General features: G+C 71.1%; 11 protein-coding genes and 1 pseudogene. 8 read left to right on the top strand and 4 right to left on the bottom strand.

Annotation, left to right across the window (positions count from 1 at the left end):
* Window positions 1-9: 9 nt before the first annotated feature.
* The 4 genes from AB0K37_RS17450 to AB0K37_RS17465 form a co-directional block, all read right to left on the bottom strand.
* Entirely contained in the window at window positions 10-1,131 is a 1,122-nt protein-coding gene (locus AB0K37_RS17450) for a serine/threonine-protein kinase (RefSeq protein ID WP_363981638.1), read from the bottom strand.
* Window positions 1,132-1,400: 269 nt separating this feature from the next.
* On the bottom strand, window positions 1,401-1,964 hold the full coding sequence (locus tag AB0K37_RS17455) for an FAD-dependent oxidoreductase (protein WP_363981672.1): 564 nt from the start codon (window positions 1,962-1,964) through the stop codon (window positions 1,401-1,403).
* Window positions 1,965-2,079: 115 nt separating this feature from the next.
* On the bottom strand, window positions 2,080-3,681 hold the full coding sequence (locus AB0K37_RS17460) for a multicopper oxidase family protein (protein WP_363981641.1): 1,602 nt from the start codon (window positions 3,679-3,681) through the stop codon (window positions 2,080-2,082).
* Between the two features lie 40 nt (window positions 3,682-3,721).
* Window positions 3,722-4,210 (bottom strand): hypothetical protein, encoded by a 489-nt coding sequence (locus AB0K37_RS17465; RefSeq protein ID WP_363981645.1) that lies wholly within the window; start codon window positions 4,208-4,210, stop codon window positions 3,722-3,724.
* Between the two features lie 116 nt (window positions 4,211-4,326).
* On the opposite strand from AB0K37_RS17465, the gene AB0K37_RS17470 reads away from it, so the two are divergent.
* The 8 genes and pseudogenes from AB0K37_RS17470 to AB0K37_RS17505 all read left to right on the top strand — a co-directional run.
* Window positions 4,327-5,226, top strand: coding sequence for a LysR family transcriptional regulator (locus tag AB0K37_RS17470; RefSeq protein WP_363981648.1), 900 nt, complete (start codon window positions 4,327-4,329; stop codon window positions 5,224-5,226).
* 868 nt (window positions 5,227-6,094) lie between these two features.
* Window positions 6,095-8,641 (top strand): hypothetical protein, encoded by a 2,547-nt coding sequence (locus AB0K37_RS17475; RefSeq protein ID WP_363981651.1) that lies wholly within the window; start codon window positions 6,095-6,097, stop codon window positions 8,639-8,641.
* Entirely contained in the window at window positions 8,634-13,343 is a 4,710-nt protein-coding gene (locus AB0K37_RS17480) for a DUF6603 domain-containing protein (RefSeq protein WP_363981654.1), read from the top strand. The genes AB0K37_RS17475 and AB0K37_RS17480 overlap by 8 nt, the downstream gene beginning before the upstream one ends.
* Window positions 13,344-13,358: 15 nt before the next feature.
* Entirely contained in the window at window positions 13,359-14,540 is a 1,182-nt protein-coding gene (locus tag AB0K37_RS17485; RefSeq protein ID WP_363981657.1) for a kelch repeat-containing protein, read from the top strand.
* Entirely contained in the window at window positions 14,537-17,674 is a 3,138-nt protein-coding gene (locus AB0K37_RS17490) for a hypothetical protein (RefSeq protein ID WP_363981660.1), read from the top strand. Before AB0K37_RS17485 ends, AB0K37_RS17490 begins: the two co-directional genes overlap by 4 nt.
* The gene (locus tag AB0K37_RS17495) at window positions 17,671-22,908 is read left to right on the top strand and encodes a hypothetical protein (protein ID WP_363981663.1); all 5,238 of its coding nucleotides are present in this window, start codon (window positions 17,671-17,673) and stop codon (window positions 22,906-22,908) included. The genes AB0K37_RS17490 and AB0K37_RS17495 overlap by 4 nt, the downstream gene beginning before the upstream one ends.
* Complete coding sequence (locus tag AB0K37_RS17500; RefSeq protein WP_363981666.1) at window positions 22,905-24,722, top strand: hypothetical protein; 1,818 nt, start codon at window positions 22,905-22,907, stop codon at window positions 24,720-24,722. The genes AB0K37_RS17495 and AB0K37_RS17500 overlap by 4 nt, the downstream gene beginning before the upstream one ends.
* Before the next feature lie 628 nt (window positions 24,723-25,350).
* A pseudogene (locus tag AB0K37_RS17505) lies at window positions 25,351-25,970 on the top strand (hypothetical protein); the annotation flags it as partial.

Consider the following 25,970-nt stretch of genomic DNA (forward strand, 5'->3'; position numbering starts at 1 on the left):
GGTGCCCTCTTAGCTGGTTTCAATGTCCTTTTCGGGGGGCTGTTCTTGGCGCTCGACGGCTGACTTCTTCTCCGTGGGCGTTCCCGGAGGTACGCCGCCTGCCGAAGGCGCCGATGTGGATGCCGTTGGGGCCGGGACAGGTCCGCCCCCAGCAGAGGCGACCGCCAATCCGATCGCACCCGCTACCACGACCGCAGTGGCCGAGACTCCTGCGGCGATGCCGTAGTACTTCAACGAACGGGTTCTCGACACGGGTGACGGCAGGTCGACGACAGGTAGTCGGGCCGTGGAGGTGGCGGCCGCGTCCGGTGCGGGGCGGTCCGCACGCCAGGACTGTTCAGCGAACCAGGCCGCCACCCCGGCGGCCGTAGGGCGCCGTTCGGGCCGCTTGCTCAGCAGCCGCATCAGATAGTCCTCGAACGGGCCTGGCAGTTCCGGACAGGAGTGCCGGGGCGGCACGGGTGCGGCGTCCACGTGCTGGAACACGACGGCGGCGGCGTTATCACCTTGGAACGGCGGCTGCCCGGTCAGCAACTCGTACAGGACACAGCCGAGAGAGTACACATCGGAGGCGGCGCCGGCGGGGCGGCCCAGGCCCCGCTCGGGCGCCAGGTAGGTACTGGTGCCGACCACCTGGCCGGTGGTGGTGAGAGCCGCCGATGCCTCGCCGGTGAATCGCGCGATTCCGAAGTCGGCGATCTTCACGGTGCCGTCGGCGGCCAGCAGCAGGTTTCCCGGTTTGATGTCGCGGTGCACGATGCCCTGCCGATGCGCGGCGGACAGCCCGGCCGCCGCCTGCGCGGCGATGTCGGCGACCCGCGACGGCGTCATGGCACCACACAGAGGCCCTTCGTGGGCGAGGCTGTGTCCCTGGACGTGCTCCATCACGAGGAAGAGCCGGCCCTCATGGGTTCCGAAGTCGTACACCGCCACAACGTGCGGATCACTGAGGCGGGCCGCGGTCTGCGCCTCCAACAGGAACCGCTCGCGTGCCTGTGAGTCCGGCGCGGCCGTCAGCAGCAGTTTGACCGCGACCGTCCGATCCAGGTTCTGGTCGGTGGCGCGCCAGACCTCGCCCATCCCGCCCTTGCCGATCGGCTCGTCCAGTCGATATCGACCCGCTACCAGCACTCGTCCTCGATCCTTTGTCCCCGATGGCGACGCCCGTTCGAATGCGCAACTATCCAAGAACAGCGCTCAATCCAAGCGGAACTACACATCAAGCCCCCGTCCCTGCATGGAGTTGATCCCAGCCCGCAGCATGAGGGAGCCGTCGATAGAGGTGCAGGCGCCGGTGTGGAACGGTGAAGTCCGCCGCGATCGCCGTATACGCGAGCCGCGTCCTGTCCTAAGGGTCGCACCGCGTGTGCGCCGAGCGAGATGTCCGGCGTCCCCGGTCCCTACCGGGGACGGCGCTCAATCTCGAGTTCGCCCTGATGCGCTGGCGCTGATCCCGCTGTTCGCATGTCCCCGAAGGAATCTTCACCCGATTCGGGCCTGGGGGCGGCGAGCGCGCGAGGCGTGCGTTGCTGAGCACGGTGGTGTGGTTGCCCCAGCGTGTGGCTGGCCGCCGCCAGTTCCGAGCCGAGCCATCCGGCCCCGATGACCACGACGTCGTTCGCCGCGCGCAGTGCGGCGCCGAGGCGGTCGCTGTCCTCACGGTCGCGCAGATAGTGGACGCCGACCAGAACGGCGCCGGGCACGGCGAGGCGGTTGGACCGGGCGCCGGTGGCGATGAGCATGCGGGAGAACGCGAAGGCGGCGCCGCTGGCGGTGCGCACCCGCCGCGCGTCGAGGGCGAGGTCGGCAGCGCGGGCTCCGAGAGCGAGCGTGATGTCCTGGTCGGCGTAGAAACCCGGATCGAGAACGTCCAGTTCTCCTGCCTTGGTGGCGCCGAGAAGGTAGCCCTTGGACAGGCCGGGGCGCTCGTAGGGCAGATGAACTTCGTCGCCGACGAGAGTGATCCGGACCGTCGTAGCCGTGAGCCAGCCGCAGGGTTTGCGCGGCCTTGGCTCCGGCGAGGCTCGCGCCGATGATGACGATTCCGGCGTGTTCGGGCATGGCGCTCGGAGGGCGGGGTCAGACCACTTCGAAGTTGGCCATCATCCCCATGTCCTCGTGCTCGGCGTTGTGGCAGTGGAAGAGGTAGCGGCCGCGATAGCCGTCGAAGCGGGTGAGGATTTCCACTGACTCGCCTGGCCGTAGGGAGACGGTGTCCTTGAGCCCGGCGTCATGGGGCAGCGGCGCCCCGCCGCTGCGCGAAAGCACCTTGAAACCGACCAGGTGCAGGTGGACGGGGTGATGGATGTCGGCGACCAGGCGCCAGACCTCCACGTCGCCGAGCCGGACGGTGACGTCGGTGCGGGCAGGGTCGAACGGCTTCCCGCCTATCACCCATCCGTGGCCGCCGTTCATGCGCCCGGCGCGGAAGGAGAAGTCACGCACCCGCAGGGCGTCCGACCGGCTCCAGGTAGGCAGGTCGGTCGACAGGACGCGGGGGACGCGACTGTCGTCCGTGGCCTTGCGCGCGATGCGGAAGGCCATCACATCCCGGGTACGCCCGGCCCCCAGCCGGTTGACGACCTTGACCAGTCCGCCGACCGGAATACCGGAGAAATCGACGACCAGGTCGTAGCGTTCGGCCGGTGCGATCGGCAGGACCCGGTGGCGGACCGGTTCGGCGAGCAGCCCCTGGTCGGCGCCGACCTGGATCAGGTCCAACCGGCGGCCGTCCTCGGCGACCGCCGCCAGCTCGTAGTGCCGGGCGTTCGATGCGTTCAGGACGCGCAGCCGGTAGCGCGCGGCATCGACTTCGTGCACGGGCCACGGCGCGCCGTTCACCAGGATCACGTCGCCGAGGACGCCCGCGAGATAGGGCTCCTCGACCCCCGGTTCCTTGCGCAGCGTCGGGTCGAGGGAGGGGTAGGCGAGCGTGCCGTCGGCGTGGAACGCCCGGTCCCCGATCATGAGCGGCAGCTCGCGCGGGCCGGACGGAAGGCCGAGCGCCTCCTCAGCGTCGTCGCGCACGATGTGCAGCCCGGCGAGGCCCCGCCAGATCGCGGGGGCGGTGAAGTCCATCCGGTGGTCGTGGTACCAGAGCAGCGTCGGCCGCTGGTCCAGAGGAAAGGTGTAGTCCCGCGTGAGCCGGGACCGCACCGCGCGCGGGTCGTGCATGCCCTGCGCGCCGTGCTCCATGCCGTGCATGCCGCTCATCCTGTGCGCCCCCCGGGCGGCGTCCGGCCATCCGTCCGGCAGGACGAGATCGGTCGGGTATCCGTCGGAAGCGGCCGGGGTCCTGCCGCCGTGCAGGTGAACGACGGTCGGTACGGGCAACTCGTTGCGGTGCCGCACGCTGACCGGCCGTCCGCGTCGCGACTCGATCGTCGGACCGGGGAAGGTGCCGTTGTAAGTCCACAGCGGCGTCCGCACGCCGGGCAGGATCTCCGCGGTCACTTCGCGCTGGGTGATCTCGTACCGATCGATGCCGCCGGTCGTGCCGACCGGCTTCAGCACCGGCGGCAGCGGCAGCGGCACCTGGAACGGCGGCGGCAGCCGAACCCGGCTGCTCAGGTCCGCGCCGGTGCGCGGCGGGCGCCGGGCCAGCGCGTTGGCCGTCGTCAGGCCTGCGACGGCCACCGCCCCGAGCGCGCCGCCGGCGTACAGCACCTGGCGTCTGGCCATGCCACCTGCGCGAGCCGTCCGCTCAGCTTCGTCTTCGCGGTCAGTCATCGTCGCTCTCCGGGGCCGTCGCGGTCTGCATCTGTGGCCGGTGGTTCTCCTTCCGTCGGCCGAGCGGCCGACGCCAGACGTCCACGAACTGCACGACAAGCGCTGCGATCGTGGCCACGCCGAGCGGCAGGTGAAGCCACAGCGCCCCCGCCATCCCGGCGAAGTACTGCACCGTCTCCGCCGCCACCAGAGCGGTCGTCGCGACGAACGGCCAGACAAGGCGCAGCCGGACCCAAACCACGATCGCCACCACAAGCTGCGCGTAGCCGATGGACGTGGTGACATTCGCCCCCGCCTCGTGCAGGCGCAGCCCGTCGTAGTCGCCGCTCAGGAACACGCCGGCGAACACCGGCTGGCCGAAGATCACCACGACGTGCGCGCTGACGGCGGCCCGCAGCACCCATCCGGACGGCATCGTCCGGCGCAGCGTGCCAGGCCGAACGGGCGCGGCCAGACGGGATCGGTCGGCTGCGGTGGCCATAGGGCGACCTCCTCACTGGTCGAGAACGGCCCGACGCTATAGCCCCATTGATATTCTGTCTAAGATCAATATTGCTATGTAGATATGTCGTCCGATGCATGCCAGGGAGAGGGCCCATGGATCTGAACATGCTGAGGCAGTTCCTTGTGGTGGCAAGGCTGGAGCACCTCAGCCGCGCGGCCGAGGAACTGCGCGTCGCCCAGCCCTCCCTGAGCCGCACCATCGCCCGGCTGGAAAGCGATCTCGGAGCGCCCCTGTTCGACCGGGCCGGACGGCTCAGACTCAACGCGGCCGGCGAACTCTTCAGGGGCCACGTCGACCGCGCTCTCGGTGAGCTCGAAGCGGGCCGGCGGGCCGTCGCCGAAGTCACCAGCGAGGGACCGGGGAGCGTGCGACTGGCCTCGGAGACGTTCCTGACCTTCACCGACCCGCTCGCGGCGTACAAGCAGGCCCACCCCGACATCGAGATCGAGCTGCACCAGATGCCCGCCGCCGAGATGGCCCACCGCCTGATCGCCCGGGATGTTGACCTCTGCGCCGCCTCGCAGCCGATCCACAGCCGATCCGGCCTGGAGTCCGTACAACTACTGGATGAAGCGGTATGGCTGGCCACCCCACAGGACCACCCGCTGGCGGGCCGCGACTCGGTGACCGTCGAGGAGCTCGCCGATCAGCCTTTCATCTCCGCGCACCGGGGCCACTGGCAGCGCCGGCTGCTCGACCGGCTGTTCGCCGCGCGCGACCTCACCCCACGGATCGTCTGTGAGGGGGACGAGCCGAGCGCCATCGCCGAGCTGATCAGAGCGGGGCTCGGCATCGGCCTGGTGCCCGCGCTCGCCCGGCGCTCGTCCCCCGATGCCCCGGTCGCCTGGATCAGGGTGGACGACCCCCAGTGCCGCCGCACACTCAGCCTTTACTGGGCCGCGGGCAACCGTCTGTCCACCGCGGCTCGCCTGATGCTCACCACGCTCGCCGGCTGGAACTGGGCGACCGGTGAGCCACAGGAACGGCGCTAACGGAACCAGCGCCGTCTCATTCCGCTCAGGTAAGGCGGCCACCGCCGCCACCTGAGCCGTTTTTCGAGATAGGTCAGCTCGTCTTGCATGGGCTTAGGGCGCGATCATGCCATGATTATGGTCGCGCTCCGCTGGATGATTTGCAGTGAAGCTGCATTGCGACGGCGCCCGAAGCCACTGGTTCTCTGCCCAGTCTCCGCCTAATCGCATTCCGCGGTTTGTGGTGACGGCGAGTCGTGCGGGCTGCGCTGGGCAGATCTGGAGCCGGCCAACGGCACCATGACCATCCGGTGGTGGATCGCCTAGCACGGCACCCAGAATTTCGGAGGCTAACCCAACCGACGCAGGCGAGACCATCATCGACCTCGACACCACCACCATCGAACATCGAAGGTCTCGCCGCTGGCCTGGGCAACATCAGCCGCTCTTCGAGAGCTGCCGGGCATAGGCGGCCCTTGCGTAAGCCGTTCCCGACGCCGATGGACTGGTGACTCTTATCCGGGTTCAGATGACGTGGATGTCGCCTCACCAGAGAACCCACGGCGCGGCCACGGGGGTCGAAGCGTCAGATACCGAAGGATATCCGGCAAAAAGACCTCTGCGCGGTGCGTTGCTCGGCTGAACCCCTCGATGCGCCGCAACGTCTGACTTGTGAGGCCAGATCTTACCTCCGCAGTTCCGGTTCGGAGCTAATGCGGGTTCTGACCGTGAGTTGAGGTCACGATCGTGATAGTTGCGTCCGGAGTCGGCCAGTAGCGAGACATCCGGATATTCCTGATGGCACGGTGAGTATTTCAGGCATCACTGACGGCGATGATCGGCTGTGTTCCGTTGAGTCGTCCGAAGTCCCACGTGGATGGGGGCGCTCATGGCACCGGACATCGTGCTGTTCCCGCACTGCGATCTCCACCTGGCGCTGTCCGGTACGCCGCCGTTGACGCTGCAGGTGTTCGACCGGGCGGTGACGGCCGGTGGGTACACGCTGACGCCGATCGCCCCGGGGGCGATCGCAGTGGACTTCTTCGCGCCGCATCGCCCGGTCGGACAGCGGCTGCTCCCGCCGCTGCCGGCGTACAACAGCGCCAACGGGCAGGTCACCGCCACCCAGCCGGGGGTGTACCTGTTCCAGGTCCGGCGCGGCAGCGACTACATCGTCGGACGGCTACAGGTGCACACCTCGGTCGTGGCCTGGTGGTTCGGCAATGACTCCATCACCACCGCCGTGGACGACGTGGCGCACGCCCAGCCGTCGATCTACGCCAAGTTCAGCGACGATCCGACCGGTACGGACCTGATCGGCGACATCACCGGGCACGGGTACGTGACGCTGACGTCGGCCGACACCGGCACCTTCGTGGTCAACCCGCAGGGGCGGCTGCGCGGGCTGCGCGAGACCACCGGCACCCCCGGGACCGTGGACCTGACGGGCACATTCGTCAACCAGACCCAGCGACTGCCCGTGCGGGTGGTGAACTACGCCAAGCACCGCCGCGACCTGAAGCCGGTCCAGACGCCCAACGTTGCGCACGCGGCCGAGCAGCACAACATCGTCTTCCTCGCGGAAGGGTTCCGCAGGTCCGACGAAGAGACCTTCGACAAGATCGTCACTCGCGTCGTGGACCAGATGTTCGACCAGCCCCGGCACCAGCCGTACCCGATGCTCGAGGGCAGCTTCAACATCTTCAAGGCCTTCGGCGCCTCGCAGGAACACTGCGCCACCGTCGCTTACCGGGTCGCCGACGCGGACCAGACGACGGGGACCGGCGTGCCCATCCCGTTCATCCACCCGGTCAGCGACAAAGAGAACGTCTACACGCTGCGGGATCTGGTCGCCAAGGTCGGGCTGCCGATGCGCAACGAGAGCAGAAACAACCTCAAGGCCATCTGGGCGGGGCAGGAGCTGACCGGGTTCGATCCCAACAAGGTGGACGACACGCTGCTGGGGGCGTGGAAGAAGCACCAGGGGACCGGGATCCTGCACGCACGCGACACCCTGTTCGGAATGCATCTGGGCTGCCGGTGGGGCGACCGCTTCTCCGACCGCGGCGCGGCGGTGACCCCGCCCGGAAGCGACCAGGCGGGCACGCCGGGGCTGCGCGAGTTCATCGCCCGGCTCTATGAGTTCTACAAGCCCGAACAGGCGACCAGGGCGTTGACGCCCGACCCCCGCAGGCATCCTCCTGAGCGTTTCGCCGGCCGGCGCAGCACCAATCCGGGCAACCTGATCCTGCAGTACCTCTCGGGCCTGGAGTACGCGTTCGCCCCGTTCCATCACATCGGACCGGTGTGGGAGCCCGACGACGCCCACTTCAAGCCCAGCCGCGGACTGGTCGCCCTCATCACCTATGACGAGGTGAACGGCGGCAGCAATGTCAACAACAACACCCTGACGGCGCTGACGACCAACAAGGGCGTCGGGGTGGAGTTCGAGTACGCCGCGGGTGACAAGCGGGTGATGCGGCGCAAACCGTCGTCGGAGCCCGACGTCAACTTCACCGAGACCGTCGACACGGTCGCGCACGAGTTCGGCCACAGCTTCGGCTTGAAGGACGAGTACGAGAACTCTGGGGGAGACGACCCGAACGCGCCCGCGACCTCACCGAACGACGTCCTCGGCGACAACGTGAGCATGCTGGGGTTCCTACGGATCAACCCCGCGCCCGACCGGCAGATCGACGTCACCAAGGTCAAGTGGTTCGCGCTGCCCCGGATGCGCCAGTCCGCACGGCTGGTGATCGACTCCGCGCCGGGTCTCGGCGGCATCGAGATCGTGATCGACAAGCGGTACATCGCGCCGTGGCAGAAGGTCGCGGCGCAGGACCCGCCTGCCGAGGTGCACCTGCGCAACTTCCACGTCAGCCCGCAGGGGATCCAGTTGCCGCTGGGCACCGGTCCCGCCCAGGTCCTGACCAACCTGAAGATCGCCCACATCGAGCCCGAGCTGGGCACCATGACGCTCGACGGCCCGGGCCTGCCGCCCGCGCCGTTCCCGACGTTCGCCGCGGGCTCGGCCGTGTACGTGCCGCTGAAGGACGCCGCCGGTCAGCTCCGGACCGTGGTCGAGCCGGCGGTGCGCAAACACCTGACCACTCCCACGCCCGCCAACAGGATTCCGCTGAACGTCGACACCGACACCCAGCATCCCAAGCACGAGGTCGATAACCCGAGGTCCATCCCGGACTTCAAAGCGCCCTGCAAGTCATCGAAACTGATCGGCGTCTACGAGGGCGCGCTCGACTTCGCGGGCGGCTACTACCGGCCGACCGGAGCGTGCAAGATGCGCCGCTCCGACGACGAGGACAACGACGGCGAGTTCTGCTTCGTCTGCAAGTGGCTGATCGTCAACCGGGTCGATCCGGGCTATCACAACATCCTCGACGCGATGTTCTACCCGAAGGCGAAGAAGAATGGCTGAGCCCGGCACGTTCGACAGGCTGGTGGCCGAGCTGGGGCAGGCGCTGCTGCCGCTGCGCGAGGCGCTCGCCTCCCCGGAGGCCTTCATCGCGTTCCTGCAGAAGCTGGGCTGGCGCGCCGAGGACGTCCCGCAGCCGCTGCGCGACCTCGGCAGCGGGGTGGAGACCCTCTACGACGGTCTGACCAGGCTGCTCGGCGAGGGCGGCCTCAACGTCGGCGGCTCCGTGGGCGACGGCGAGGCCTCGGTGCAGATCTCGCCCGACGACGTGGGCCGGGTGCTGCGGGCCTTCCAGGACGTGGTCAACGCGATCAAGGCGATCGGGAACGCGCCCGACTCGGCCATCCCCGCGCCGCTGCGCGCGGACGGCTTCAAGGAGAAGTTCCCCGGCCAGCTCATCGACTACCTGGTCATCACCTACCTGCAGCGGTACCACCCGTCGATCGGGTTCGGACTGCGCGCGCTGGGCGTGGTCAAGACGGGCTACGCACCGGCTGAGGGCAATCGGCCGCCGTACATGAACGTCCGGCTCGACCTGGCGGACCTGCCCAAGACGCTGAGCGAACCCTCGCTGGTGCTCAAGAACGCCTTCGGCTGGGGCGAGGCGGACTTCGACTTCGAGGCGCTGGCCGTGCAGGTCGACAACCTGATGATGGCCCTCGGCGTGGACATCGCCACCGCCGAGATCCCGACGGCGAGTGCGGCCGCCCTGCAAGGCACCGCTCCCAAGCTGACCGACCCGCCGGTGCGCGGCATTCGGGCGGTCTTCTTCGAACGGGCGCAGGCCTCGGGGCGGATTGCCGCCGAGATGAGGCTGCTGCCGGTGCCGGCGGCCGCCGGGAGCCCGCCCGGCCTGGCGCTGATCCCCGCCTTCAATGGCGCGCTGGACTTCAAGTTCCAGCTGGGCGACGACATCGCCTTCACCATCCGTACGGACCTGGATCTGCAGGGCGGGATCGGGCTGCAGGTGCGGCCGGACCGCCCGATCGAGATCATCGTCGGCTTCGCCGGCGGCGGCTCGCCGTCCCACGCCGCCGGCTCGCTGGTGGTCAAGGCGGAGCGCGGCAACGCCGACGCCACCCCGACCGTCTTGCTCGGCTCCCCCGGAGCGACCCGGTTGCAGTTCCGCAAGGTCGGCGGCACCGGCGGCATCCGGCTGTCCGACGGTGCGGCGGACGTGTTCGCCGAGTTCGAGCTGGCCGGTCTGGAGTTCGTCTTCGATCCCGGCGAGGCCGACGGCTTCATCGCCAAGATCGTGCCGGACGGCGGCTTCTCCTTCGGGGCCGACCTGACGCTCGGCGTCTCCCAGCGCACCGGCTTCTACTTCCGCGGGACCTCCAGCCTGGAGATCCAGCTGCCCGTCCACCTCAACCTCGGCCCCATCGACATCCAGTCGCTGACCGTCTCGGCCGCCCCCGGCGCGGACGGCCTGCCGATCAACCTCGGCGCGACGTTCAAGGCCGAGCTCGGCCCGATCAAGGCGGTCGTCGAGGAGCTCGGTCTGGCGGCGACCTTCGGCTTCGCGTCCGGCAACGACGGCAACCTCGGCCCGCTGGACGTCTCGCTGGGGTTCAAGCCGCCCAAGGGCGCGGGCCTGTCGGTGGACGCCGGGGTGGTCAGCGGCGGCGGCTACCTGTTCTTCGACCCGGCCAGGGGAGAGTACGGCGGGGCGCTGGAGCTGGAGTTCGCCGGGCTGTTCGACGTCAAGGCGATCGGGCTGATCACCACCAGGATGCCGGACGGCTCCGCGGGCTTCTCGCTGCTGCTGATCATCACCGCCGAGTTCGGCACCGGCATCCAGCTCGGCTTCGGCTTCACCCTGCTGGCGGTGGGCGGGATCGTCGGGCTGAACCGCCGGATGAACCTGCAGGCTCTGGTGGAGGGGGTACGGAGCGGCTCGATCGAGTCGGTGATGTTCCCGCGCGACGTGGTGGCCAACGCGCCGCGCATCCTGTCGGACCTCCGCGCGTTCTTCCCGCCTGAGCAGGGCACGTTCCTGGTCGGGCCGATGGCCAAGATCGGCTGGGGCACCCCCACGCTGGTCTCGGTCTCGCTCGCGGTGATCATCGAGATCCCCGGCAACATCGCCATCCTCGGCGTGCTGCGCTGCGTGCTGCCCACCACCGACCTGCCGCTGCTGGTCCTGCAGGTGCAGTTCGTCGGCGCGATCGAGTTCGACAAGCAGCGCCTGTGGTTCTTCGCCCAGCTCTTCGAGTCGCGCGTGCTGTTCATGACCCTCGAGGGCGGAATGGGGCTGCTGGTCGGCTGGGGCGACGACCCCGACCTGGTCATCTCCGTCGGCGGCTTCCACCCCTCGTACAAGCCGCCGCCGCTGCCGTTCCCGGTGCCGCCCCGCATCCGGGTGGACCTCCTCAACCGGCCGGGCGCCCGGATCACCGTCTCCGGCTACTTCGCGATCACCAGCAACACGGTGCAGTTCGGTGCGCGCGCCGAGATGGTGCTGGGCTTCGACGACTTCGGCATCTCAGGCCATCTCAGCTTCGACGCGCTCTTCCAGTTCTCCCCGTTCCGCTTCGTCATCGCCATCTCCGCGGGGGTCTCGCTCAAGGCGTTCGGCGTCGGCCTGTTCGGCATCGACCTGGACTTCCAGCTCGAAGGCCCGGCCCCGTTCCGGGCGCACGGCCGGGGCTCGATCTCGCTGCTGTTCTTCGAGATCTCCGCCGACTTCGACATCACCTGGGGCGAGGACCGCGACACCACGCTGCCCCCGGTCGACGTGCTCCCGCTCCTGGCGGGCGAGGTCGCCAAGCCCGAAGGCTGGCAGACCCGGCTGCCGACCGGCGGCGGCAACCCGCTGGTCACGCTGCGCACGTTGCCGCCGACCGAGGACCTGGTGCTGCACCCGCTCGGCTCGCTGTTCGTCCGCCAGCGTGCGATCCCGCTCGCCGTACGGCTGGATCGCATCGGCGCGCAGCGGCCGCGCGACGGCAAGCGGTTCACCGTCGAGCCCCTGCCCGGCAGCGGCCTCGTGCGCGCCTCCATCACCGCCGACAAGTTCGCGATGGCCCAGTTCCAGGACATGGACGACGCGACCAAACTGTCGCGACCGGCGTACGAGGACCAGGACGCGGGGCTGGAGCTGGTGGCGGCGCAGGGCGCGATCGCCTCCGCCCGCGTCGTCAAGCGCAGCGCCCGCTACGAGCAGATCGTCATCGACAGCAGGCTGCGCCGCCCGCCGGGCATCGTGCGACCGCAGACCCGCACGATCGTGCAGGCCGACGGACTCGTCCGCCAGGTCGCCCCCACCGCCGCGCCCACCAAGACGCTGACCAGCGTCAGCCCGGCCGTGTTCACCCGGCTTCTGGAGGGCAGCAGCACCAGCCGTTCACCCCTGTCGCAGCGCGAGGCCGACCAGCGCCAGCCGTACACCCCTGACGAGACCGTGCAGGTCACGGGCCAGCGCTTCGTGGTCGCCTACCTGCGCAACAACGCCCAGGCCTTCCCGCCGGCCTCGCTCGGTTCGGCCACGGCGAGTTTCCGCAGCCAGGCGGCGGCCGAGGAGGCCCTCTCCGAGTGGGTCGTCGCGGACCCCGCGCTCATCGGCCAGCTGCACGTCATCCCCGAATCCGAGGCGGCCGCCCTGCCCGCCACCCCTCAGTCGTGGGCCTCCACCGGCTCCCTGCCCACCCCGGCCATCGCCCCGGCGGCGGTACGGCTGAGCAGCGGCAAGATCCTCGTCGCCGGCGGTCAGGACGCCGCGGGCACGCCGCTCGCCGCCGCCGCGCTCTTCGATCCCATCGCCGGGAGCTGGGCCGCCACCGCGCCGCTTCCGGTCGCCCGCGACGGGCACACGCTCTGCCTACTGCCGGACGGCCGGGTCCTCGCCGCCGGCGGCGTGACCCAGACCGCGCCGCTGGCGACCACCGAGATCTTCGACCCGCTCACCGCGACCTGGAGCAGCGACGTTCCGTCGATGCGCACCGCCAGGTTCGGCCATAGTGCCACCGTGCTGCGCGACGGCAAGATCCTGGTCACCGGCGGCACCGGCGCCCGCGGCAACTCGCTCGCGTCCGCCGAGGTGTACGACCCGGCCAAACGGCAGTGGACCGAGACCGCGATGACCGACCCTCGCTCCGACCACCAAGCCGTACTGCTCGCGGACGGCCGGGTCCTGGTGGCCGGCGGCGTCCTCAAGACCGGCCGGACCAGCGCCGCGCTCGGCTATTGCGAGATCTACGACCCGGCGACCGGCAAATGGACCCCGACCGGCTCGCTCGCCACACCCCGCGCGGGTCACCAGGCGACGCTGCTCGCCGACGACACCGTCTTGGTGACCGGTGGCGATGCCCCGACCGGCCCGGCGCGCGGTCCGTACGACTCCGCCGCCCTCGCCAGTGCCGAACGCTTCACCGTCGAATCCGGCACATGGACGGCGGTCCGCGACATGCCCGGTGGGCGTACCCGGCACCGCGCCCTGCCCTTGCGCTCAGGCCTGGTGCTCGTTGCGGGCGGCACCCGTGCGCCCGCCTTCGACGGCGGCTTCCGCAGTGCGCTGCTGTACGACCCGGCCGCCGGCACCTGGACCCCCGCGAGCGGCCTGGCCACCGGCCGGTGGGCGTTCGCCGTGATCGACCTGCCCGACGGCCGGGTGCTCGTGGCCGGTGGCCGGACCCGCTCGGCCGCCGCCGCCCCGCACCCCGGCACCGACATCCTCACCCCGACCGCCGAGATCTTCACGCCCTGACGACGGAGGCACCGCATGACCAGTCCCACCGTGGCGGCTACCGGACAGTGGACGACCACCGGGGCCCTTCCCTCCGCGCGCGTGTGGTCCGGCCAGCATGAAGGCCCGGTCGTACTCGCCGGCGGGAAGGTCCTGGTGGCCGGAGGGGCCGGGGCCGCCGGAGAAGCGCTGGGGCAAGTGTCGCTGTACGACCCGGCCGCCAAGACGTGGACGGCCGCCGCCGCGCTGCACACCGCCAGGCGGCTGCACACCGTCACCCTGCTGGGCAGCGGCAAGGTGCTGGTCACCGGTGGCATCACCGGAGCGGCGACGTTCCCGTCCGCCGGACTGGCCTCCGCCGAGGTGTTCGACCCCGCGCAGGGCACCTGGACCGCGACCGGCAGCCTGAAGACCGGCCGGTGGGGGCACAGCGCGGTGCTGCTGCCCGACAGTAAGGTGCTCGTCGCGGGCGGCTGCACCACCCGGTCCGGGCAGTCGGTCAAGGCGCTGCGCTCGGCCGAGGTCTACGACCCGGACACCGGCGCATGGACCGAGGTCACCGCGATGACCGACGCGCGCTGCGGCCACCCGGCGCTCGTGCTCAACACCGGCAAGGTGCTGGTGGTCGGCGGCAGCGCGCCCGTGTCCCGCGAGACCGACGCGGCACTGGCCTTCTGCGAGCTGTACGATCCGGCCTCGGGCACCGGCGGTACCTGGACGCCGACCGGGAGCCTGCTGGTGGCGCGCAGCGGGCACCAGGCCACGCTGCTCCCGGACGGCACCGTCCTGGCCAGTGGCGGCAGTCCTCCGGGCGCACCGGGCAACGGCACCTTCGACCCGTTCAGCAGGGCCACCGCCGAGACGTTCAACCCCGTCGCGGGCGCGTGGAGCGCAGTGCAGGACATGCCCGCCGGGCGCGGCCTGCACCGGTCGGTCTCACTGGGCGGGGGCAAGGTGCTGGTGGCCGGCGGCACCGACACCCCGGACAACGGCGTCGGCTACGCCAGCGCACTGATCTTCGACGCGGCCACCCGGAACTGGAGCCCGGCGGGCGGGCTGGCGGCGGGCCGGTGGGGGTTCGCCGCCGTCCCGCTGACCGGCGGCACGGTACTGGTCACCGGCGGCATCGTCCGCGCGGGCCTTGCCGCCGCCGACTCCGGCGCCACGGAGGTCACCGCCACCAGCGAGATCTTCGGCACCGGCCCGGTGACACCGTGAGCAACGCGTACTCCTTCCTGCCGTGGCTCCGGACCGGCCTCAGTACCCGGATCACGACCGATCCGGGCACCGCCGACCGGGCGGTCATCCCGGTCAAGCTGCGGCTGACCGGGGACGGCGTGTCCGGCGGCACGATCACCCGCGACGTCGAGAAGACCGTGCAGCTGTACGGGCCGGGCGACGTGGTGGGGGTCGATCCCCGGGTGATCTCGCGGGTGGAGCCGCGTCCCTGGATCACCAACGTGGAGCCGAACTACCTGGCGCACATCGAGTTCTACGACGAGGGCCTGCCGTGGAGTTACAGCCCGGCCCCGCCCGACGGGGCCAGCAAGCGGCTGCTGCCCTGGCTGGCGCTCGTCGTGCTCGCCGGAGCGGCCGAGCCGGCGGGCGACCCGGGCGCGGAGTTCACCGAGGGCGCGGTCGCCGGGCGGCCGCTGCCGTCGATCCAGGTCAAGGACCCGGCCGGGACGCTGCCGCCGCCGGGCCAGCTCGGCGCGTGGGCGCACGTGCACGTCAACGGCGAGCTGGACGGCCTGGTCGCCAACGACGATCCCGCCGGTGCGCTCGCCGCCCTGCGCCAGGTGCTGAGCACCAACGCCGATCTGGCGTGCTCGCGGCTGATGTGCCCGCGGCGGCTCAAGCCCAACAGCGGCTACCACGCGTTCCTGGTCCCCGCGTTCGAGACGGGCCGCCTGGCCGGGCTCGGCCTGGACCCGGCCACCGCGCCCGGCGCGCTGCACTCCAGCTGGGGCCCCGACTACCCAGGCCGCCCCGAGCCCGCAACCTTGCCGTACTACCACCGCTGGTTCTTCGGCACCGGCAGCGCGGGCGACTTCGAGTACCTGGTCCGGCTGCTGGAGCCCCGGCCCGCCGACCCGGCCATCGGCCGCCGCGACCTCGACGTGCACAACTCGGCCGGGCCGGGGCTGCCGCCGATCACCAGCCCGGCGGAGCTGCACGGCGTGCTCAAGCTGGGCGGCGCACTCCAGTCGCCCAACCGTCCCAAGGGCGACGTTTACGACAAGTGGGACGAGCCGTACCCGCACCCGTTCCAGAAGGCCCTCGCCGGACTGATCAACCTGGCCGACGCCTACCTCGACCAGACCCCGGCCGCCGCGCACGCCGCCCACGGGGTGCAGGACCTGGCGGGCGAGGTCGATCCGATCATCACCCCGCCGCTGTACGGGCGCTGGCACGCCCCCGCGAACCGGCTGCTGACCGAGCGTGACGGCAGCCCGATCACGCCCGACCGCAACTGGGTGCACCGGCTCAACCTGGACCCGCGCTTCCGCGTCGCCGCCCACCTGGGGACCCGCGTCGTCCAGGAGCGGCAGGAGGAGCTCATGGTCGCCGCCTGGGCGCAGGTCGGCGACGTGCTGGCGGTCAACGCCAAGATCCGCGCCGCCCAGCTCGCCCGCGAGGTCGGGACCGTACTGCAGGCCAAGCATGTCGAGCCCGCCGGCGCACCGATCACGCTGGCCGAGGAGCCGGTGCCGTCCGGCAGGGCCCTCGCACTCACCGCTCCCGCCAACTCGCGGGTGACCACGCGTGATCGGGCCCTGCGCGGGGCGGTGGCGGTCGAGGGCGAGCGGGTCGCGGTCGGGTTCCACGTGGCGCGCAGCCGCGTGACGGCCGCGCCGCTGTCCCCGCCGATGCGACGGATGCTGCGGCCGGGGCGGCTGATCCGCGACCTGCCGTTCAGTGAGACCAAGCCGCCCGACGCGCTGATCCCACGGATGGACGACCCGGACGACCCCGTGACGGCGGCCGCCGCCAAGGAGACTCCCGACGCGGTGGTGACGACCGAGCAGCTGAACGATGTCCTGCACCCGGCACCACCGCCGATCGGGCTCACGGCCGCCATCGAGGCCGACCCGGCCGATCCGGTCGACCGGCTTCCGCACAGCGCCGACTTCCGGATCACCTTGCCGGGCGACACGTTCGTCCCCTCCGAAGGAGGCGACGACAGCGAGGAGGCCAAGCGCTTCAAGGACGGGCTACGCGACATCTACCGGGGCCGGCACGCGGCGGGCGTCGGTGGCCAGACCGAGGGCGGCGACGACCCGCTGAACGTCCGCGCCACCACCGACGCGATGATGACCGGCCTGCGCGCCGAGAAGACCGTGCCCACCAGCCTGCTGACGTCGGTCAGCCTGCCGGAACGGCTGCAGTCGTTCGCCGAGCGGTTCATCGAGGCGATGGCCTATCCCGTCATCGACCTGCCGATGTACAAGGCGCTGCTGGACCTGTCGGTGGACTACTTCGCCCCCAACCTCGGGCTGATCCCGCGGAACACGGTGACGCTGCTGGAGACCAACCAGGAGTTCATCGAGTCCTACCTCGTCGGACTCAACCACGAGATGGCCCGCGAGCTGCTCTGGCGCGAGTACCCCACCGACCAGCGCGGCTCGCCTTTCCGGCAGTTCTGGGACACGCGCGGGAACGTGAAGCAGTACGACATCCAGCCGCTGCACTCCTGGCCAAAGGCCGCCGAACTCGGTGAGAACGACGCGCGGGAGACCGGCGAGCAGGCCGACGACCTCGTTCTGGTCATCCGCGGCGACCTGCTGAGGAAGTACCCGAACGCCGCCATCTACGCGCACCGCGCCCGCTGGCAGCCCGAGTCGGGACCACCGGACCCGGCCCAGGAACGGGTCCCGGTCGAACTCGCAGACCCCGCGCACCCGACGCTGGAGGAGATCAGGCTCCCGCTGTACGAGGCCAAGGTGGACCCCGACCTGACCCTGCTCGGCTTCGACCTGACGGCGGCCGAGGCCAAGGGCAACTTCGCCACCGGCGCGGCGGGCTGGTTCTTCGTGATCCAGGAACGTCCCGGCGACCCCCGGTTCGGCGCGGACGAGGGCCCGCCCACCCCGGTCGAGGTGTGGAACGACCTGACGTGGGCCGACGTGGATCCGGGTGGGACCGGGTTCATCCGGCTAGACGCGAGCACCGTGCAGGTCCCGCTCAAGGACTTCGACGACCCCGCCGCCGACGCCGAGAAGAACGACCAGCACTTGGAGGACGCGTTCCTGCCCGTCTGGCACGGCGGGCTGAGTTCGGCCGACGTGGCCTACATGCTGTTCCAGGCGCCGGTGCTGATGGCCGTCCACGCTCAGGAGATGCTGCTGTGACCGTGCTCAGCGACGACTTCCCGGTACTGCTCGGCCCGGTCCGGGTGGAGACCCGGTTCACCGCCACCGAGCTGCTGGTACGGATCTTCCCGGACGAGTGGTGCACCGATAAGTTCGAGCCCAAGCCGACCCGCGCCGAGATCACCGCGGTGGACGCGTACTGGACGGCGCACTGGCGGACAGGCGGGAACACGGTGGCCGAGCAGGCGGCCTGGCAGGAGCTGGTCGCTCGGGTGCCCGGCGGCCGGGCCAGCTGGCTGCTGCAGACCCGTACCCCCGCCAACCCCGCCGATCGGCCCGTGACGGTGCCGGAGGGCGCGACCGTGCTGGTGGTCGTGACCGGCCAGGCCGTACCGGCCGCGGACCGGCAACCGACCGTCACGTACTGGACGGCGGTGTGGCGCGCGCACGGCGACCGGGCCAAGCTGCGCGCCGCCGACACCGCGCTGCGCGCCGACGTCGGGGCCGGCCGGGCGGACACGATCCGGTCCCGGCGCCCGGTGGGCGTTGACGCCGCGCCTACCGCTGTCGACGACGCGGTGGTGGTCGCGTTCCTCGTGCTGCCGCCGCCGGCCGCGGGGAGCCTGGCCGAGCAGTCGTGGACCCAGGCGGCGAAGGCCAGGCTCCTGCCGGACCGCTTCACCGTGCTCGGATACGTGGGCGGCGAGCGGGTGCTGACAGCGACCGGCGAGGCGGTGCCCGACGCGCTCGCGGTGAGCCCCGACCCCGAGGCCGACACCGACGAACAGCTCAAGGTGGACGAGCAGACCGGCGCGCTGCGGGTGCCCGACGAGCTCAAGTGGCTGACCGACTTCGGGCGGGCGGTGGCGCTCGGCATGGGCCTGCGCATCCCGCTCACCCCGCAGATCCGCGACGGCCTGGACCGGCTACTGGTGTTCGGGCTGCGGGAGCGGTCCGGCCCCGAGCAGATGGCCGTCCAACTGGCCGACCTCATCACCCGGCAGCTGCGCAGCCCGTCCGGGTACGGGCTGCTGCCACAGGGCACCCCGACCAACAACAGCGAGGCCGCCCCCGCCGGGCAGGACCGCCGCGCCGAAGCCCAGGCCGCGCTGCGCACCGCCTTCGGTTTCGCGGCGGCGGACGCGCCCGACGACTGGCGGACCCGGACCGACGGGCAGTGGCTGGCCGACCTGCTCGGCATCGATCCGGCCGTGCTGACCGGCATGCCCAACGCCGACGGCACCGACCAGCGTGACGCCCGCGCGGCCAACGTCGCCCTGTGGCCGGCGACCTGGGGCGCGTACCTGCGCGGCATGATGCATCCGATCCTGTCCGAGCAGGTGGTCGACCAGACGCGCGAGTTCTTCGTGCGGCACGTGTCGGGGCGCGGCCCGGTCCCGGCGGTCAAGATCGGGCGGCAGCCGTACGGCATCCTGCCCACCACCGCCTTCTCCAAGATGACCTTCCCGGAAGGCGCGACGCACCGCCGCGTGCTGTACAAGCTGCTCAGCGTGGCGGCGGGGGACTGGCAGAAGGCCGTCGCGAAGGTCAGCTACCTGGGCAAGGGCGGGGACCCGCACCAGCTGCTGCTGAACATCCTGGCGCTGCATCCGACGTCGGCGGAGTTCTACCAGCGGTACGCGCAGAGCGTCGAGGACATCTTCAACCGGGAGAACCTCAACAGCGGCGGCCCGCGCGTCATCCCCGCGCTGGACCAGCTCAACATGCCGCAGCCGATCCGTGCCCTGCTCAACCGCCTCGGCTACGCCATCCCGCCTGGAGCCGACCCGGAAGTGATCCGGCGGATGTTCGTGGGCGACCAGTATCCACTGCTCGGACCGCTGGTCGACGACCGGCCGCTGTCGGAGACCGACCACATCCGCGCGTACCTTCCCGACGGCGGCAACTACCTGCACTGGCTCGCCCAGCACGCCGAGCAGGACCTGGAGACCGTCCGGCTCGAACAGGGCTTCAACGGCGACAAGCCGCCTGCGGCGCTGCTGTATCTGCTGGCGCGGCACGCGGTCCTGCTCGCCTGGGAGGACGCCGCCCGCCGCCTGGCCGCCGCAGCCGGGAGCACGGTGCCGCCCGCGCGCGATCCGCTGTTCGTCCACGTACGGCCCAACCGGCCCGGCGCACCCCCGGTGGAGAGCGAGAGCCGGTTCCGCCAGCTGTACTCGCCGGACCGGGCCGTGACCGGCAGCCCGGACCGGCTGGTGGCGAGCTTCATCCCCGAGGTCATCAGGCAGAGCCCGGCCACCGTGCAGCTCGCCGAACAGATCGACGCGCTGGAACACCTGGCCGGGCTGCCGACCGCCCGGCTGGAACGGGTGCTGACCGAGCACCTGGACTGCGCGACGTACCGGCTCGACGCCTGGCGCCTGGGGCTGGTCAACGAGCGGCTCGCGGAGCTGCGCTACGGGCCGTCCGGCACGGGACCGGCCCGGCGCGGCATCCACCTCGGTGCGTACGGCTGGCTGGAGGAGGTACGGCCCAAGCCGCGCCCCGGCATGACGCAGGTCGAGCTGACCGGCGACCTCGGGCAGCTGTTCAGCCCGCCGGGCGCGCAGCCATTGATGCACGACAAGGCCAACGGCGGTTACATCCACGCTCCCTCGCCCGCGCAGGCCACCACCGCCGCTGTCCTCCGCGCCGGATACATCGCCAACGCCAGTCCCGCTGACCGGCACATGTTCGCCGTCAACCTGAGTTCCGAACGGGTCCGGGTGGCGCTGACCCTGCTGGACGGGCTGCGGCGGGGACAGTCGCAGGGCGCCCTGCTCGGCTACCGGCTCGAACGGGCCCTGCACGACCGGTATCCGGATGCCGAGCTGGACTCGTTCATCACCGCGCTACGCGGGGCCTTCCCGCTGCGGGCCGGGCGGATCGAGGAGACCGAGCCGTCCCCCGGCACCGCCGTCGAGCTGGTCGAGGCCCGCAACGTCATCGACGGCCTCGAACTCGTGCGGCGGGTGACCCAGGTGCCCGGCGCGGACGTCTACCCGTTCGGCGCCCAGGGGCTCCCGGACCCCGACGCCGACCAGCGCAAGGCCATCAACGAGGAGGTGCACCGGCTCCTCGACGCCCACGACGCGCTGGCGGACCTGGCGGTGGCCGAGAGCACGCACCAGGTGCTCGCAGGCAATCCCGAGCGGGCGACGACGACCCTCGACGCCTACGCGAAGGAGGGCGTCGCGCCCGAACCCGAGGTGGTCCGGACACCGCGCAGCGGCACCACCTTGACCCACCGGATGGCTCTGCAGCTGACGCCGGGCATCCGGCCGGGCCACAGCGCACCGTCCGTGCAAGGCGAAGGCCCCCGCGCCAAGGCCGAGCCCGCCGTGGACGACTGGCTGCCCACGCTGCTGCCCGACCAGCGGGATGTGGCCGCGCTGGTCACCTGGACCGACCCGGTCAATGGGGTGGCCCGCAGCAGCGTGGTCACCCAGCGGGACCTGCGGCTGCGGCCGATCGACCTGCTGTGGGCGGTACGGCCCGCGAGCGAGGCGTCGATGACCGATCTGGACGACCGGATCATCGGCGTGGTCGCCACCCGCGACCAGCCGCGTCCGGACGCGCGGCTGGTGATCGAGCACACCAGGCGCATCACCGGCAAGGTGACGTTCTTCGAGCTGTCGCCACTGATCGCCGCTCTGCGGTCGCTGCTGACCACGTCCCGGCCAGTGCGGCCCACCGACCTGATCCCGGCCGCTGGGGACGCCCCGATCGACCGCTCCGCCGACGCGGCCGTGACGCTGCCCCGCGAACGGCTGGTGGCGGTGCGGGACGCGCTGGTGGCGCTGCGCACGGCCGTCACCGGCTACCTGAACGACCTCGGGCCCCTGCTCCCCGAGCCGCCTGCGCCGGTCCGGCGCAGCGAGTTGATCAGCGGCATCGACACGTTCCTGCGCCGGTACGGGGATCTGATCGCGACGGCGGGCGGGTTCGGCATGGTGCGGAGCGGCTGGGGCGAGGCCGCCGGGTGGCGGCGGGACCGCTACACCGAGGTGCTCGCGGCCGTCGACGTGGTCGCCGACCGGATGGCCAGGGCGCTGGCCGACGCCAACGCGCTCATCGCCGCTTACGATGCGCTCCCCGCGGCCACCGTGGCCCCGGAGCGGTTCCGGCTGCTGGAGCAGATCGAGCGGCTGCTGACCACCACGCCGACCGCGCCGCGCCCGAGCACGCCTCAGCGGCTGCGCTCGATCATCAACAACCGGCGGCAGGTGTTCCAGAACAAGCTGGGGGATCTGCGCGAGGTCGCCGGCACCGGCCAGAAGACGCTGAGTGGGCTGCTGGCCGAGGTCGCCGCGCTGCTGCCGCTGACCGGCTTGGACCCGGCCGGGCTGACGCTGAGCCCCTACGAGGACCTGGTCGTCGCGCACGGGAAGGAACTGCTGGACCGGGCACGGGCGCTGCAAGCCGAAATCGTCGAGCGGCTGACCGCCACCGACGCGGCGCTGATCGAGCACGATGCGGCGGTGACCGGGCCCGACCGGGTGGAAGCCGCGCTCGACACCCTCAAGGCGCTGCTCGGCGAGGATGTCCTGGCCGTACCGCAGTACACCCCGTCGGCCGCGCTCGCTTCGGACTGGAAGAAGGCCCGCGACGGCAGCGGCGGCCTGATCGAGCACCTGGAGGACGCCGGGCGCGACTTCCCGGTGGACGACTGGCTGCACGGCATCGCCCGGGTCAGGGAGAAGCCGCGGCTGTGGGAGCAGGTGACGATCCTGAGCGACGCGCTACGCCGTGACGGGGGACTGCTCGGCCATCTGCCCGGCTTCGAGGAGCCTCAGCTGGTGCCGATCCAGCTGCCGTACCGGACGGACGACCACTGGCTGGCCATGGAGTTCGCGCCGGGCACGACGCTCGACGAGGACCGGCTGCTGTTCACCGCGCACTACGCCGCCAAGCCCGCACCGCCGACCGCCGACTTCTGCGGCCTGCTGCTGGACGAGTGGACCGAGGTCATCCCGGCGCAGAAGGAGACGACTGGGATCGCGCTGCACTATGACAAGCCCGACTCCGAGCCGCCGCAGGCCATGCTGCTGGTCACCCCGCCCACCCGTAACGGGACGTGGAACGCCGACGACCTGGTGGCGGCGCTGCACGAGACGTACGACCTGATGAAGGCCCGCGCCGTCGAGCCCGCGCACCTGGACGAGACCGCCTACGCTCACCTCCTGCCCGCCACGCTGGTGTCGGCCGCCAGCAAGCCGATCACCATCAGCACCGACTTCGCGACCAACAATCTGCGCGGGAAGAACCCATGACAGAGCGCATCGAGAACCTGCCGAAGGCCCTGGCGGAGCGGGAGTACCCGACCGTCGGCCTGTGGAACCGGCTGGAGGGACGTCCCCGCACGGCGGACTTCGAGCGGGCCTTGCGCGTGGAGGTCCGGGACGCGCTGTGGCTGCTCACCCGGCAATGGCAGCTCGGCGAGTTCCGCGGCTCCGACGCCGGGACGCCGGTCACCGCCATGTACTCGGTGGGGATGGCGGTTCCGAGCCGGTTCCAGTCCGCGTTGGGCGGCTCGGCTGAGAATCTGCCCGCTGACCGTCCGCTGGAGGACGTCGCTGAACGCCGGGCGCTGCCGTTCGCCTTCGGGCCGGACCGGATCTCGTACGATCTGCGCCTTGCCATCGGCCGCCGCTGGCTCAAACTGATGGGCCTGCACCCGCCCATCCACCACCATCGGCAGGACTTCGTCGAGCTGTATCCCATCGCACTGCCGTCCCCGGCCAGCGACGCCGACACCCCGCGGGTGGCCCACCCCGAGGTCTGGTCCACGCTGCAGGCCGTCGCCGGCCGCCGGATGGACGGGTACGAGCTGTACCTTCGCATCAAGGCGGGACACGATGCCGCCGACGGCATCGACCATGTCGCGCCACCGCACCGCACGCTGATCAACGAGCTGGGCACCCGGCTGGTCGGCTGGTTCGACGGCCTGATCGATCAGCCCGCAGGCGACGCCACCTGGGATCCGCGCCGCCTGGAGCATCGGTTCTCGGTCGCCGCGGGGCAGCCGGGGGGCGCGGAGAAGGTGCTGACCGCACAGGAGTATCCGGGCGGCGAGCTCGACTGGCATGCCTTCTCCATCGACCCCGGCACCCGGGTCGGCGGGGCCGCCGCACCGCCCGCCCCGATCAACCGCACGGTCTTCCCGGCCCCGGTGCGCTACTCCGGCATGCCGCTGCCGCGCTGGTGGGCGGTGGAGGACGGCAGGACCAACTTCGCCGCCGTCCGCCCGGACCGCACCGACATGGCCCGCCTGGTCGTCCTGGAGTTCGCCCTCGTCTACAGCAACGACTGGTTCTACCTGCCGTGCGACCTGCCCACCGGAACGCTGGCCTCACTGCGCGGCCTGGCCGTCACCGACGTCTTCGGCCAGCGCCTGTGGATCACGCCCGCCGGTGCGGGGCCCGACAACGACTGGCAGCGCTGGTCCATGTTCACCCTGGACACCATCGGCTCAGACGCCGTCCCCGCCGACACAGGCCTGTTCCTCGCCCCCACCGTCCCCAAGGTCGCCGACGGACCCGTCCTGGAAGAGGTCGACCTCATCCGCGACGAGAACGCCAACATGGTGTGGGGCATCGAGCAGACCGTACGGCTGCCCACCGGCCCGGGCCGCCGCGGCAGCGAGGTCGCCGCCGAGATCCTCGCCCAGCGCCGCCGCCTGTTCCCGCCCACGCCCCCCACCGCCCCGCTGGCCCCCATCGCCTACCTGGCCATGACCTCGGTCCCCGGCCACTGGATTCCGTTCATCCCCGTGCACGTCCCCGGCGACAGCCGCAAGATCCAGCTCCAGCGCGCCGCCATGCCCAGCGAGATCGACACCAAGCCCGTCCGCCCCCGCACCACGATCCTCCGCGAGGGCTTGGACGCCGCACCGCAACGCTCGTACTTCCTCAACGAAGAAGAGGTCCCGCAGACCGGCACCAAGGTCACCGTCGCCTACAACCGCACCCGCTGGGGCAACGGCCGCGTCGCCGTCTGGCTCAGCGCCCGCCGCGGCACCGGCCGCGGCGAAGGCTCCAGCGGCCTCACCTTCGACGTCCCCGCCGACACCAAACCCCTCACCTGAAGCCGACCCCTTCCACCACAGATGTCCTGCTCCGCGCCGTCCGCCCTGCTGTCCGGGAAGACGTCCGACGCCGGGGGCCTCGTCTGGAGGCGTCGCTGCTGCTACTTCGAACCGTCTGACCGTCCCGGGTAGGCCCGCTGTTACGGCACGGCATTCCCCGGCTCCAGCTTCGCGGTCCCCCGCGCCTGCCTGGACGTCCTGCCGGGCGCCATGATGACGACTCCAGGCTGGCGGGGCAGGCTCTGATGCGCTGTTGGAGTGACTCGCTGATAGGCGAGCCGGTCACCGGAGCGGCTCCTCAGAGAGTCCGGACGGGCGCTGACCCGGTCACCCTCGCCCTCCGCGACCAGGACGCCTTCTACGACGACTACGGCGATGCCCTCGATGACGAAAACGCCTGCGTCGTATCCGCTGGACGATACGAATCCTGGTCCTGGCCTGGGAATACGCCAGCTGGCTGTGCGTCGAAGACGCCTTCGGTGTGAACACGATCAATCAAGGCCGGGGAAGCCGTCTCTCCCGGCGGGACCGCGGCCCGACCGCGTGACCGGGAGGTGACCGGTGCGATAGCGGACGGGCGAAGAGTAGGTCGTGTCGGGACCACCTGCCTGTTCAAGGAGCACAGCCCATGCCGCCTCGGCCGCCGGACTTCGGTCCGCAGATCGACCCCTACGCAAGGTACGAAGGCCAGCAGGACTGCGACTCGGAGGCCAAGCCCGGAGTGGCCGCGTTCCGTGACCTGGTACTCGCCGCCTATCCCGAGACACACGACCTCGGTATCAGCAGGGAGTGCGGCCGCGGCGGCCGCAGCGAACACAAGGAAGGACGCGCCTGGGACTGGGGGGTGGACGTCCACACCCAGGCCCACATCGCGGCCGATCTCATCGACTGGCTGCTGGCCACCGACCGGCACGGCAACCCGCACGCCCTGGCCCGCCGCTTCGGGATCATGTACATGATCTGGAACCGGCGCACATGGGAGGCGTACCGCCCCGACGCCGGCTGGCGACCGTACACGGGAGACAACCCGCATACCAACCACGTGCACTTCAGCTTCAGCTGGGCCGGCGCCCGCAAGGAGACCACCTGGTGGACCGCGTCCCCGCGGATGTCGCAGGTGAGTGTGGGGGTGCCGTCGGTGGTGGACCACGGCTCGGGGATGGTGGTGTTCGGTGTTGATACTTCCGGTGGGGTGGTCCATCGGTGGCAGAACGCGCCGGGTGGTGCGTGGTCGGGGTGGACGCCGCT

The organism is Actinomadura sp. NPDC049753, assembly GCF_040674655.1.
GTDB lineage: Bacteria > Actinomycetota > Actinomycetes > Streptosporangiales > Streptosporangiaceae > Spirillospora > Spirillospora verrucosospora.

Excerpts from the sequence above, each read along its gene's own strand:
- AB0K37_RS17460 (WP_363981641.1), bottom strand. The coding sequence starts at position 3,681 with ATGGCCAGACGCCAGGTGCTGTACGCCGGCGGCGCGCTCGGGGCGGTG.
- AB0K37_RS17465 (WP_363981645.1), bottom strand. The coding sequence starts at position 4,210 with ATGGCCACCGCAGCCGACCGATCCCGTCTGGCCGCGCCCGTTCGGCCT.
- AB0K37_RS17470 (WP_363981648.1), top strand. The coding sequence starts at position 4,327 with ATGGATCTGAACATGCTGAGGCAGTTCCTTGTGGTGGCAAGGCTGGAG.
- AB0K37_RS17475 (WP_363981651.1), top strand. The coding sequence starts at position 6,095 with ATGGCACCGGACATCGTGCTGTTCCCGCACTGCGATCTCCACCTGGCG.
- AB0K37_RS17480 (WP_363981654.1), top strand. The coding sequence starts at position 8,634 with ATGGCTGAGCCCGGCACGTTCGACAGGCTGGTGGCCGAGCTGGGGCAG.
- AB0K37_RS17485 (WP_363981657.1), top strand. The coding sequence starts at position 13,359 with ATGACCAGTCCCACCGTGGCGGCTACCGGACAGTGGACGACCACCGGG.
- AB0K37_RS17500 (WP_363981666.1), top strand. The coding sequence starts at position 22,905 with ATGACAGAGCGCATCGAGAACCTGCCGAAGGCCCTGGCGGAGCGGGAG.